Origin of the sequence: uncultured Citricoccus sp. (assembly GCF_937871995.1) — a bacterium.
GTDB lineage: Bacteria > Actinomycetota > Actinomycetes > Actinomycetales > Micrococcaceae > Citricoccus.
Genome location: NZ_CALMQR010000102.1, coordinates 56,581 through 68,573, shown reverse-complemented (window position 1 = coordinate 68,573; position 11,993 = coordinate 56,581). Strand labels below are relative to the sequence as shown.

General features: G+C 72.4%; 10 protein-coding genes. 3 read left to right on the top strand and 7 right to left on the bottom strand.

Features of this window, described 5'->3' with window-relative positions:
* Positions 1-607: 607 nt before the first annotated feature.
* A complete protein-coding gene (locus Q0283_RS12245) occupies positions 608-1,012 on the bottom strand; it encodes a PLD nuclease N-terminal domain-containing protein (RefSeq protein WP_183527726.1) in 405 nt (134 codons plus the stop codon).
* A gap of 34 nt (positions 1,013-1,046) precedes the next feature.
* Between Q0283_RS12245 and Q0283_RS12240 the strand changes: the two genes are divergently transcribed.
* A complete protein-coding gene (locus Q0283_RS12240) occupies positions 1,047-1,355 on the top strand; it encodes a DUF4229 domain-containing protein (RefSeq protein WP_010143136.1) in 309 nt (102 codons plus the stop codon).
* Here Q0283_RS12240 and Q0283_RS12235 read toward each other — a convergent pair whose 3' ends face one another.
* The 4 genes from Q0283_RS12235 to Q0283_RS12220 form a co-directional block, all read right to left on the bottom strand.
* Complete coding sequence (locus Q0283_RS12235) at positions 1,356-2,225, bottom strand: 1,4-dihydroxy-2-naphthoate polyprenyltransferase (RefSeq protein WP_183527724.1); 870 nt, start codon at positions 2,223-2,225, stop codon at positions 1,356-1,358.
* A gap of 115 nt (positions 2,226-2,340) precedes the next feature.
* On the bottom strand, positions 2,341-3,528 hold the full coding sequence (locus Q0283_RS12230; RefSeq protein ID WP_183527722.1) for an AMP-binding protein: 1,188 nt from the start codon (positions 3,526-3,528) through the stop codon (positions 2,341-2,343).
* Positions 3,528-4,490 (bottom strand): 1,4-dihydroxy-2-naphthoyl-CoA synthase, encoded by a 963-nt coding sequence (locus Q0283_RS12225; protein WP_298044854.1) that lies wholly within the window; start codon positions 4,488-4,490, stop codon positions 3,528-3,530. Before Q0283_RS12225 ends, Q0283_RS12230 begins: the two co-directional genes overlap by 1 nt.
* An 84-nt stretch (positions 4,491-4,574) precedes the next feature.
* On the bottom strand, positions 4,575-6,149 hold the full coding sequence (locus Q0283_RS12220; protein WP_183527718.1) for an MFS transporter: 1,575 nt from the start codon (positions 6,147-6,149) through the stop codon (positions 4,575-4,577).
* A gap of 216 nt (positions 6,150-6,365) precedes the next feature.
* Between Q0283_RS12220 and Q0283_RS12215 the strand changes: the two genes are divergently transcribed.
* Entirely contained in the window at positions 6,366-7,085 is a 720-nt protein-coding gene (locus tag Q0283_RS12215; protein WP_183527716.1) for a tyrosine-protein phosphatase, read from the top strand.
* A 16-nt stretch (positions 7,086-7,101) separates the two neighbouring features.
* Here the strand turns inward: Q0283_RS12215 and Q0283_RS12210 are convergent, their stop codons facing one another.
* On the bottom strand, positions 7,102-8,748 hold the full coding sequence (locus tag Q0283_RS12210) for an alkaline phosphatase (RefSeq protein WP_298044852.1): 1,647 nt from the start codon (positions 8,746-8,748) through the stop codon (positions 7,102-7,104).
* 87 nt (positions 8,749-8,835) lie between these two features.
* Between Q0283_RS12210 and Q0283_RS12205 the strand changes: the two genes are divergently transcribed.
* Positions 8,836-9,774, top strand: coding sequence for a DMT family transporter (locus tag Q0283_RS12205; RefSeq protein ID WP_298044850.1), 939 nt, complete (start codon positions 8,836-8,838; stop codon positions 9,772-9,774).
* Here the strand turns inward: Q0283_RS12205 and Q0283_RS12200 are convergent.
* Entirely contained in the window at positions 9,743-11,983 is a 2,241-nt protein-coding gene (locus Q0283_RS12200; protein WP_298044848.1) for a S9 family peptidase, read from the bottom strand. The two genes, Q0283_RS12205 and Q0283_RS12200, sit on opposite strands and share 32 nt — an antisense overlap.
* Between the last annotated feature and the right edge of the window lie 10 nt (positions 11,984-11,993).

The following is an 11,993-nucleotide window of genomic DNA, read 5'->3' as shown; positions in this document are numbered from 1 at the left end:
ACTTCACCATCGTCAACACCTACTTCCCCGGCCTGCACTCCTACGCCGGCATCCCGGAGTAGGCATCACTCCGACGGCGACGGCAGGGGCCTGGGCGTTCCGTTGGTGAACTTCGACCGGTCGTCGTTGGGGTACAGCGGGTCCGGGGAGCTCATCACGATGGACAGGACAGCGCCGTCCGCGTCCCGGTCTCGCGGAACGTGACCTGGAGCGCGACCTCGTCCTGGGTGGCCCCGTAGAGGCGGTGGCCGTTCGGGTCCTGCTCGGCCCTGCGGGTTCATGCATCCGCCCAGTGTCACGGCGGCCAGCGCGGCGAGCGCCGCCATCGGTCCGCGGGCTCCCCGTGTCATCTGGCCTTCCCCCTCGTCCACGGACACCCGGTCAAGTCCTGTGAACGGGTACGCCGGGCTCTCCGACCCCAGGGGGTATTCGATGACATGATACGGGGACCCCGGTGTGGCCGGAGACCTCGTGGCCGTTGCCGGCGGGGGCCACGCAGACGATGTTCGTGGAGTCCAGGCCCTCTCGCTCGTCCGTGCCCATGGGCGATCCGCCGGCGCTCTGACAGGGGTCCGCACGGGGCCGCGATGGGGAGGACCCCCCCAACTCAGGACGAGGCGGGACCGCCGTCCTCGGGTTGTTCCGAGCGCCCGTCCGTCTGCTGTTCCCGGGCCCTGAGCTCCGCCTCGCGGCGGTCCAGTTCGGCCTTGCGGGCCTGCTGCTGACGCTGGACATCGAGCTGGCGCAGGAAGGCCGCGTCGTCGTCGGGGGAGGAGGGCCGGCGCGGCGCGGCGGGACGGCCGCCCGGGGCGCCGCCGTTGCGACGGGACCGGGCCCGGCCGAGGAACAGCCACAGCAACGCGCCGATCAGCGGGACGAGGATGATGATCAGCACCCAGGCGGTCTTCGGAAAAGCCCGCACCTGGTGCTTCGGGGTCATCAGGCACTCGATGAGCGCATAGATGATGACGCCGACTGCGACGATGCCGAGGGGGATCAGGAAGCGGGGCATGCATCCATTCTACGGACCCCGGTAGACTACCGGGGTGCGTCTGCTCAAGTATGCCCTGATCCGCCTGGCCATCTTCTTCGTGGTCTGGGGTGCCTGCATGCTGCTCAACCTCGGCTGGGTGTTCTCCACCATCGCCGCGGCCGTCATCGCCCTGGCCGCCGGTTACCTGTTCTTCAACGACCTGCGCACCGGCGCGTCACAGGACGTGGCGAACGCGTGGACGGGCCGCAGCCGCGGCCGGGCGGACCGGGGCAGGACCGAGCAGGCGGACATGGACGTCGAGGACGCCTACACCGAGGGCCGGTACTTCGACCCGGAGCAGCCGAGGGACGACCAGCGCTGATCACAGCAGCAGTCCCACGCTGAACAGCACGGCGTAGACCAGGCCCAGGATGCCGGTGAGCTTCAGCACCGGGATCAGGTCCCGCCGCTCGGTGGCGTGCAGCATGGTCAGCGAGGGACGCACGGCCACCGCGCCGGCCAGCAGGACCAGCCACAGCCACGGGTGCTCGCCGGTGAACAGCAGCGGCAGGAGCACGGCCACCGCCACCATCACCACGTAGGACCAGCGCGCCGCGGTGTCGCCGAGGCGAACCGCCAGCGTCATCTTGCCCGTCTCGCGGTCCGTGGGGATGTCCCGGACGTTGTTGGCCATCAGCAGGGCGGTGGAGAGCAGTCCGCACCCCACGGCGCCGGCCCAGGCCGGACCGGAGAGCTCGAGCGCCTGCGTGTAGGTGGTGCCCAGCACGGCCACCAGCCCGAAGAAGATGAACACGAACACCTCGCCCAAACCCAGGTATCCGTAGGGCTTCTTGCCGCCCGTGTAGTACCAGGCGGCGACCACGGCCAGCACCCCGACGGCGATCATCCACCAGGTGCCCGCCCACGCCACGAGCGCCAGGCCGGCGAGGCAGGCCACCCCGAAGCAGGCGAAGGCGGCGGCCTTGACCGTGGCGGCCGGTGCGGCCCCCGAGCCGGTCAGGCGCAGCGGGCCCACGCGGACGTCGTCGGTGCCGCGGATGCCGTCCGAGTAGTCGTTGGCGTAGTTCACGCCGACCTGCAGGGCCAGGGCCACGATGAGGGCCAGCACCGCCCGGCCGAGGTGGAACCCCCCGAGCTCGGCCGCCGCGGCGGAGCCGATCATGACCGGGGCGATCGCCATCGGCAGGGTGCGCAGTCGCGCGCCGTCGATCCACTGGGCGGCGGTGGCCATAGGGCGGGTCCTTCCATCGGGGCGGTGAGTCCAGCGGCCTATTCTCCCACCTCGCGGCCGCATTGGATGCGCCGCAGGCGGTGGATGCCACAGGCCAGGGCGGCACCCCGGGGCATCACGACGTCCGGAAGCGCTCCAGGAGTGACTGCCGGTCGGTCTTGCCGTTGGGCAGCAGGGGCAGTGCGTCCAGCACCAGCCAGTCCTTCGGTGCCGCGGCCGGGCCCAGGGCCTGCCGCACCGTGCTGCGGGCGGCGGACTCGTCCCAGGACGCATCCGTCGCGACGGCGGCGCAGAGGCGCTGGCCCCACTCGTCGTCGGGGATCCCGCCCACGAAGGCGGCGCGGACGCCGGGCAGGGACTCCAGCACCCCCTGGACCCGGGCGGCGGAGACCTTCACCCCGCCGGTGATGATGACGTCGTCCACGCGGCCGGTGACGGTGAGGTGCTGGTGGCCGGGTGCGCCCTGGACGGTGCCGGTGTCCTCGGTGAGGTACCAGCGACGCGCCGGGTCGCCGTCGGTGCCCGTCCCGAAGTGCTCGGCCGTGCGGCCGGGGTCGTCGAGGTAGCCGGCGGCGACCACGGGCCCGGACAGCCGCAAGCGGGGGGTGTCACCGTCGGCGCCGTGGACGACCTCGGCGGTGACGTCCTCGAGCGGGACGCCGTCGTAGACGCAGCCGCCGCAGGTCTCGCTCATCCCGTAGGTCAGGTGCAGGGCGATGCGTGCGTCCGCGGCCGCGGCGCGCACGGTATCGGGCACCCGGGCCCCGCCGACCAGCACGACATCGAAGGTGCGGAGCGCATCGAGCGCCAGCCGGTCGGGACCGTCATCGGGGGAGAGCAGGCGGGCGAGCTGGGTGGGGACCAGGGAGACCGCGCGGAAGCCGGTGCCGCGCTCCAGCCGGTCCACGGCCTCGGCGAAACCCCGGGCGGTGAACGGGCCGGGGGCGGTGGGCACGGGCGTGGTCCCGGCCCGCAGGGACCGGGAGAGCACGGCCAGGCCGGCCACGAACTGCAGCCCCACGGCCAGCAGCCACTGCCCCTCGCCGCCGATGCGCGCGGCGGTGGCGGCGGCGGAGGCGGCCAGGGCCTCGCGGGTGAGCAGGGTCTGCTTGGGCGCGCCGGTGGACCCGGAGGTCCGCACCACCGCGACGACGCCGGCCGAGCCCCCGCGCGAGGGATCCGTGGCCTCGGGGCGGGGGAGCACCCGCCCGTCCGCGGTGAACTCCACCGGCGGCCCGGACCCGTCCAGCGCGGCGGCCAGCGCGCGCCGGGCGTCCTCGAGCCCGGAGTCGGTCAGCGGCATCAGAAGTAGTACGGGAAGCCGGACCAGTCGGGATCGCGCTTCTGCAGGAACGCGTCCCGTCCCTCCACGGCCTCGTCCGTCATGTAGGCCAGGCGGGTCGCCTCGCCGGCGAAGACCTGCTGGCCGGAGAGCCCGTCGTCGGCGAGGTTGAAGGCGAACTTCAGCATCCGGATGGCCTGCGGAGACTGGCGGTTGATGTCCGCGGCGTACTCCAGGGCCACCTCCTCGAGGCGCTCGTGGTCCACGGCCTCGTTGACGGCGCCCATCTGCACCATGTCCTCGGCCGAGTACTCGCGGGCCAGGAAGAAGATGGCGCGGGCGTTCTTCTGGCCGATCTGCCGGGCCAGCAGCGCCGAGCCGTAGCCGGCGTCGAAGGAGCCGACGGTGGCGTCGGTCTGCTTGAACCTGCCGTGCTGGCGCGAGGCGATCGTCAGGTCCGCGACCACGTGGAGCGAGTGCCCGCCGCCGGCGGCCCAGCCGTTCACGACGGCGATGACCGGCTTGGGCGTGGTGCGGATCAGCCGCTGGACCTCGAGGATGTGCAGCCGGCCGGCGCGCGCGGGGTCGATCGTCTCGGCGGAGGTGCCCTCGGCGTAGCGGTAGCCGTCCCGCCCGCGGATGCGCTGGTCCCCGCCGGAGCAGAAGGAGTGCCCGCCGTCCTTGGGGGAGGGGCCGTTGCCGGTGAGCAGGATGCAACCGACGTCCGGGGTCATCCGGGCGTGGTCCAGGGTGCGGTAGAGCTCGTCCACGGTGCCGGGGCGGAAGGCGTTGCGGACCTCCGGGCGGTCGAAGGCGATCCGCACGGTGCCCAGGTCCCTCACGACGGCGCCGGAGGCGTCGCGCTCGACCTGCCGGTGGTAGGTGATGTCCTCGAGGTCGAATCCCTCCACCACACGCCAGCGGGTGGGGTCGAAGACGTCGGAGACGCGGGCCGGGAGGTCTGTGTGTTCTGCGTTGCTCACCCGGCAGAGTCTAGCCAGCCCCACCGAGAGCACTGACCCCGCGGATCCTGGGAATCCGCCGGGTCAGGGGCACAGGGCGCGGTGTCAGCGGGCCGGGGCGCCCGCCGGCACGTCGTCGTCGTGCTCGTGGTGGTCGTCGTGGTGGAGGGCCACGCCGCCCCTGCCGCTGGCGGCCGCCTCCCGGGCCTCTGCGGCCGCGGCGAGCATCTCGTGTTCCGCCATGGTCCGCTGCTCGGGCTGCCGGCCCTGCTCCAGCGCGGTCTCGGCAGGGGAGCCGGGGACCACGGCCGAGCCGACGGCGCCGGGGATCTCCGAACCGCGCAGGGAGGCCCCCGCGGTCTCCCGCATGAACCACACGCTGACCAGTCCCACCGCGCAGGCGGCCATCATGTAGTAGGCCGGGAACTTGACGTCCCCCGTCACCCCGATGGCCCACTCGTTCACCAGCGCGGCGGTGCCCCCGAAGATCGAGGTGGCGATGTTGTAGGTGATCGCGAAGCCGGAGAACCGCGCCTGGGTGGGGAACATCGCCGGGAAGGTGGCGGTGATCGTGGACAGCTGCGGGATGTACAGCAGGCCCAGCACGGCGAAGCCGACGAGCGCCAGCCCGAAGTCCATGCCCATGAGCATGAACATGGGGATGGCCAGCAGGATGATCCCGCCCAGGGAGAAGTACCAGGACGGCTTGCGGCCGAACCTGTCCGAGAGGCCGCCGGACCACGGCATCAGCGCCATCATGGCGACCTCGCCGATGAGGATGATGGCGAGCCCGGCCGAGGCGGGCAGGCCGATCTGCTGCTCCAGGTAGGTGGGCATGTAGGACAGCAGCGTGTAGTTGACCACGTTCACCGAGATGACCAGCCCGGTCATCACCAGCATCGGCTTCCAGTGGGTGCGGAACAGCTGCGGCAGCGACGGGGTGTCGACCGACTCGGCGGCGGCCGGTGCGTCGTCGTTCATCTCCTCGTACACCGGGGTGTCGTCCAGCTTGGAGCGCAGGTAGAACCCGATCAGGCCCATCGGGGCGGCCAGCAGGAACGGCAGGCGCCAGCCCCAGGAGCTCATCTGCTCGGGGGACAGCAGCAGTTCCAGGAGCAGCATGACGGCCGTGCCCAGGGCGAAGCCGCCCAGGGTGCCGAACTCCAGGAAGGAGCCCAGGAAGCCTCGGCGGCGGTCCGGGGCGTACTCGGACATGTAGGTGGCCGCGCCCCCGTACTCGCCGCCGGTGGAGAAGCCCTGGACCATGCGCAGCACGATCAGCAGCACCGGGGCCAGCCAGCCGACCTGGTCGAAGGTCGGCAGCACGCCGATCAGGAACGTGGCACCGGACATCAGCAGGATGGTCAGCGCCAGGATGCCCTTGCGCCCGATCCGGTCCCCGAGGGGTCCCCAGACCAGTCCGCCCAGCGGCCGCACCAGGAAGGAGATCGCGAAGGTGGCCAGCGTCAGCAGCATGCCGCCCTCACCGGGGAAGAAGTGCTGGGTGATGTAGGCCGTGGCCACCGCGTAGACGCCGTAGTCGTACCACTCGGTGGCGTTGCCGAGCGCGGAGGCCGCGGTGGCCTTGCGGATGGCCGCCGCGGGGGTCTTCTTCCGGGGTGGACGGCTCGGCCTGGAGAAGCGATTGCGGACGGAGGACTGTGGTGCAGAGCTGGACACGAGTGCCGCTTCCTGTGCGATTCACCCCGTCAGGGGTGTTCCAGGGCCGACCAGGCGGTAGGCCCGGCGCACGGGGCGGCCGGGGGCGCCGGGTCGGGGCCGGGGAGGACGGCGGCCGGGATCGTGCATCGGCCACCCACCTGGGAGGTAGACGGTTGACCCTAACGGGGGCCGGGGGAGTCGGACAAATCGGGCCGGACGGTGCACAGTGGTGTCATGAACTGGGACGGAGCGGTCAACGCGCACCACGTGCTGGGGCTCATCTACCGGATGGGGCGCCAGGAATGGCTGACCGAGAACGGCTGGCGGCACCTGCGCCAGGACGGCGTCACCACGGTGATCGACCTGCGCAACGAGCCCGAACGCACCCGCCGGCCCACCGACCCCGCGGTGGGCGATGCCGCCCGGGCCGGGATCGACGTCGTGCACTGCCCGGTGGAGGACCAGGACGTGGCGGAGTACATGGCGCCGGCGCTCGCCGCCGGCGCACCGTACCCGAACCACCCGCGGTACTACCCGTCCACCCTGCGCTACTTCCCGGACCGGTTGGCCCGGGTGTTCAGCGCGATCGCGGCGGCACCGGGGGCGGTGGTGCTGCACTGCTCGGCCGGCCGGGACCGGACCGGGCTCGTGGTCACCCTGCTGCTGATGCTGGCCGGTCGGCGTGACCTGGTCCTGCCGCAGTACGACGCCGGCGCCCGGGGCATCAACGACTGGCACCGCATCAGCCCCGTGCCCCACCCCCACGAGCGGCATATGGCCGGTGCGGAACTGGAGGAGTTCCTCACCGGCCGGCTGCGGGCCCTGGAGGAGTTCGCGGACTCCCTGCCGGACGAGGGGTCGGTGGCGGCGCTGCTCCGGCGGCACGGCCTGGGCGAGGACGAACTGCAGGCGGTCCTGCGGAAGCTGGGCCGCACCGCCGGCCGGCCCGCCTGATCCGGGGCGTCGGCGCTCAGCGCTCCGGGGTCAGCGTCCGGGTGTACTGCACCTGGCCGTTCGCGTCGATCAGTTCCACGGTGAACTCCTCGCCCCCCGGGGCCACCTGTACGCGCCCGAAGAACTGCCCCGCGCCGTCGCGGGGTGATCCCATCGCCGGACCGGCCTTCTGGAAGTCCACGTGGGGACCGAAGGTGTGGTCCATCTCGTTGGGTCCGAAGGACCCGGCGTTGATGGGACCGGCCACGAACTCCCAGAACGGATGGAAGTCCGTGAATCGGGCCCGTTCGGGTGAGTAGTGGTGGGCGGCGCAGTAGTGCACGTCCCCGGTCAGGAACACGACGTTGCGGCTGCCCTGCCGCTTGATGCCGGACAGCAGCCGGGCCAGTTCGAGTTCGCGGCCCAGCGGCTGGCCGTGGTCGGCGTTGGAGATGGACTCCTGGCCCTTCCCGTCCGGGACGATGATGCCCAGCGGCAGGTCCGCCAGGATGACCTTCCAGGTGGCCTTCGAGGTCCTGAGCCCGCGCAGCAGCCACTCGAGCTGCTCCTCGCCGAGGAGGGCGGTCGCGTGCGGTTCCATGCCGTCGGTGTTCTCGCCCTTGTGCGTGCGCATGTCCAGGACGAACACGTCCAGCTGGGGGCCGCGCTCGATCCTGCGGTAGATGCGGGCCGGCTCGAGGCCGCTGCCGCGGGACATCGCCCGGTGGTCGGCGATCGGCTGGTACTCCTGCCAGGCGCGTCGACCGCGCGCGGCGAGGGTGTCGACGTCCCGGACGGTGTAGCGCTCATCGGTCAGCACCTCGCCGGCCCACCAGTCGTTGGTGGTCTCGTGGTCGTCCCACGTGGCGATGACCGGCACCTGCGCGTACATGGCCCGCACGTTGGCGTCCATCAGGTTGTAGCTGTGGCGGCCGCGGAACTCCCGCAGGGTCTCGGCCACCTTGGCCACCTCGTCGGTGACGACGTTGCGCCAGAGGGTCCCGTCGGGCTCCGTCATGGTCTCGGCGATCGGACCGTCCGCGTAGACGGTGTCACCGGCGTGCAGGAAGAAGTCGGGGTCGAACGAGCGCATCGTCTCGTAGCCGAACATGCCCCCGACGTCGGGGTTGATGCCGTAACCCTGGCCGGCGGTGTCGGCCGTCCAGACGAAGCTCTGCGCCCCGTCCGACCGGCGCCCCGGGGCGGTGCTGAACCGGCCGGTGCCGAGCTCGCTGCGGCGTCCGTGCTCGTCCTCGAAGGACAGCTCCAGGTCGAACGCGGTGCCGGACGGCAGGCCGCGGGCCTGGATGCGCGCGGTGAAGTCGGTGTCCGCGGTGGCCCACGGGCCGCGCAGGCGGATCGGTTCACCGTCCCGGCCCGCTCCATGACCACGACGCCGGCCCCGGGACCGCACGCGGTCGCCGTCGGCGTCGAGGGCGTGCAGGACCGCCTGGAGGCGGCCCTCGCCCGAGGCGCGGGACCACAGGACGGCGGAGTGGGACGTGACGTCACCGGTCTGGATCCCGGAGGGCAGGGTCAGGCGGGCCGCGGCGCGGCGTGCGGACACCGCCGGGGACGCGGCCGCCGGTCCGGTGGTGAGCGTGGTGGGCAGGGTGCTGGCGAGGGCGGCCGCGGCGGCACCCTTGAGCAGGGTGCGGCGGTTCGGCGCCGGGTGGTTCTCCATGCCCACAGTGAAGCCGCGCGCCGTGAAACGCCGGTGGCCTGCGGGTGAACTCCGGCGGGCCACCGGGAGGCCGGGGACAATGGGCACGTGACTCCCTCGACCAACCCGCTGCCGATCATCGTCCCCACGCCGCGGGCGGTCGGCGTCCAGCCCCGCGCCCTGGCCACCGGGGTCGTGCTGGTCATCGGGGCCTGCGTCTCGCTGCAGTTCGGCGCGGCCGTGGCGGTGCAGCTGTTCCCGGTCCTGGGCCCCTGGGGCGTCACCACGCTGCGGCTGGGCCTTGCCGCGGTGGTGCTGCTGGGTCTGGTGCGGCCGCGGATCCGCAGCTGGACGCGCGCGCAGTGGACGGCGGTGGTCCTGTTCGGGATCTCCATGGGTGCGATGAACGGGGTCTTCTACGCCGCGATCGACCGGATCCCGCTGGGGGTCGCGGTGTCCATCGAGTTCCTGGGACCGCTGGTGCTGGCCGCCCTCCTCGCCCGGCGGTGGGTGGACGGGCTCTGGGTGGCCGTGGCCCTGGCGGGCATGGCCCTGCTCGCGGTGGACAGCGCCTCCGGGGACGAGGCGCTGGACCCGGTCGGCGTGCTCTTCGCCCTGGTCGCCGGGGCGTTCTGGATGGCCTACATCCTCACCAGCAAGCGGGTGGGGGCGCTCATGCCGGGCAGCGGGGGACTGGCCGTGGCACTGGTGGTGGCCACCGCCGTCGTGGCGCCACTGGGCGTGCCGGGGGCCGCCGGCGCGTTCGCGGACCCGGCGCTGCTGGGGCTGGGGCTCCTGGTCGCGCTGCTGTCCTCGGTGGTGCCCTACTCGCTGGAGCTCAACGCGCTGCGCCGGTTGCCACCGGCGGTGTTCAGCATCCTGCTGAGCCTGGAACCGGCCTTCGCGGCCCTGTTCGGGTGGCTGCTGCTGGGCCAGGAGTCCGGGCTGCTGCGCACCCTGGCGATCGTGCTGGTCGTCGCGGCCAGCGCCGGGGTGACGCTGACCGCGCGACGGCTCACACCCGCTGGCTCGCGCCGAGGGCGGTGAGCAGGAAGGCGTAGTCCCAGGCCCGGTCCTCCCAGGCCCGGTAGCGACCCGAGGCGCCCCCGTGGCCGCCGTCCATCTCCGTCTTCAGCACGATCGGCGAGCCCCCCGCGGCCAGCGGCGTGGACTGGTCCGAGGTGACCGTGCGGCGCAGCAGCTGGACCCACTTGGCCGGCTCCACGTACAGCACCCGGGTGTCGTTCAGCGAGGTCACGGCCGCGACGGCGGGATAGTCCACCGCCCGCACGTTCTCGTACGGGGTGTACTCGGCCATGTACCGGTACACCTCCGGGTCGGTGATCGGGTTGCCCCACTCCTCCCACTCCAGGGCGGACAACGGCAGGTCCGGGTCCAGGATGGAGGTCAGCGCGTCCACGAACGGCACCTGCGCCACGCACGCCCGGTACAGCTCGGGGGCCAGGTTCAGCACCGCGCCCATCAGCAGCCCGCCCGCCGAGCCGCCCATGCAGGCGATCCGGTCCGGGTCCACCCAGCCGGACTGCGCCACGAACCGGGTGGCGTCCACGAAGTCGGTGAAGGTGTTCTTCTTGTGCAGCTTCTTGCCGTGGTCGTACCAGGTACGGCCCAGCTCGCCCCCACCGCGCACGTGCGCCACCACGTAGACCACGCCGCGGTCCAGCAGGGACAACCGCGCCACGGACAGCCCCGGGTCCATCGAGACCTCGTAGCTGCCGTAGCCGTAGACGACGCAGGGGTTGGAACCGTCCCACTCGGTGTCCTTGCGCCGGATGACCGTCAGCGGGATCGTCACCCGCCGGTCCGTGGACTCGGCCGGCGCCCACCAGCGCTCCACGAGGTACTGCTCGGGGTCGTAGCCGGGCACCTCGACCTGGCGGCGCAGGTGCAGGTCGCCAGCCTCGCCGGCGCCCATCTCCCAGTCCAGCACCTGGGAGGGGGTCACCCAGGAGGTATAGGACAACCGCAGGTAGGGCGACTCGTAGGGGGCCCCGGCCAGTTCGCATGAGTACAGCTCCTCGCCGAAGTCCGGCTCCACGGGCCGGCCCTGCTGGTCCGTGCCCAGCCCGGCCAGCGGCATCACGAGGGTGCGCGGAGTCGTCTGGCGGCGCACGCTCAGGGCCAGGTGCGTGGCGGTGACGGCGGCGCCGTCCACCTTGGTGGTGGCCGAGTGCTCCACGACGGTGCGCCAGGACCGCGGGTCCGTCACCGTCTCGCGGGCGGCCAGGGAGACCATGTTGTTCGGGGCGTCGGCCCCCGTGGCCAGGTCCTTGTCATGGACGATCACGTAGTGCCGCCGGCCGTCCAGGGTCACCGGGTCCACGCCGTGTAGCAGGCCGAGGGAGCGGTCCACGAGCACGCGCAGCCCGCCCAGCGGCTCCCCGGCGCCCTCGGGCAGGTCCAGGGCCCGGGTCTCGGCGAGCTCGGAATTGCCGATGGACACGATCAGCTCGGTGCGGTCGGCGGAGAGCCCGAAGCCGGACCACATCCCCGGGTCGTCCTCCTGGAACAGCAGCTGGTCCTGCTCGTTCGGCGTGCCGAGGGTGTGGGCGAGGATGCGGTAGGGACGCCAGGACTCGTCCGGGACGGTGTAGAACACGCGCGTGCCGGTGCGGTCGAAGACCACCCCGTAGGACACGTTGGGGATCTCGTCGGCCAGGTCCTCGCCGGTGCGCAGGTCCCGGACGCGCAGGGTGAAGCGCTCGTCGCCGGCATGGTCCACGGCGTAGGCCATCAGGTTCCCGTCCCGGGACACGGCCAGGCCGCCGAGGGAGAAGAAGGGCTTGCCCTCGGCCTCGGCGTTGCCGTCCAGGATGACCTGTTCGTCCTCGACCGCGACGCCCGGCTCGATGACCGGCGGGGTCCAGTCCGCGACGGCGTCACCGGTGTCCCGTGCCCGCACGCGGCACTGCACGCCGTACTGCTTGCCCTCCTCGGTGCGGGAGAAGTACCACCAGTCGTCCTTGCGGGCCGGGACGGACAGGTCCGTCTCCACCGTGTGGGCCTTGATCTCGCCGAAGATGGCCGTGCGCAGCGGCTCCTGGTCCTCGGTGACCGCGGCCGTGTAGGCGTTCTCCGCCTCCAGGTGCGCGATGACCTCGGGGGACTCCTTGTCCCGCAGCCAGTCGTAGTCGTCCGTGAAGGCCTGGCCGTGGTGCTCGCGCGGCACGGGGCGCCGCTCGGCGACCGGCGGGTGCGAGGTGGGGGCCGACGTCGTGGTGTCCGAAGAACTCATGGCCACCATT

Excerpts from the sequence above, each read along its gene's own strand:
- Q0283_RS12200 (WP_298044848.1), bottom strand. The coding sequence starts at position 11,983 with ATGAGTTCTTCGGACACCACGACGTCGGCCCCCACCTCGCACCCGCCG.
- Q0283_RS12230 (WP_183527722.1), bottom strand. The coding sequence starts at position 3,528 with ATGCCGCTGACCGACTCCGGGCTCGAGGACGCCCGGCGCGCGCTGGCC.
- Q0283_RS12210 (WP_298044852.1), bottom strand. The coding sequence starts at position 8,748 with ATGGAGAACCACCCGGCGCCGAACCGCCGCACCCTGCTCAAGGGTGCC.
- Q0283_RS12245 (WP_183527726.1), bottom strand. The coding sequence starts at position 1,012 with ATGCCCCGCTTCCTGATCCCCCTCGGCATCGTCGCAGTCGGCGTCATC.
- Q0283_RS12215 (WP_183527716.1), top strand. The coding sequence starts at position 6,366 with ATGAACTGGGACGGAGCGGTCAACGCGCACCACGTGCTGGGGCTCATC.
- Q0283_RS12235 (WP_183527724.1), bottom strand. The coding sequence starts at position 2,225 with ATGGCCACCGCCGCCCAGTGGATCGACGGCGCGCGACTGCGCACCCTG.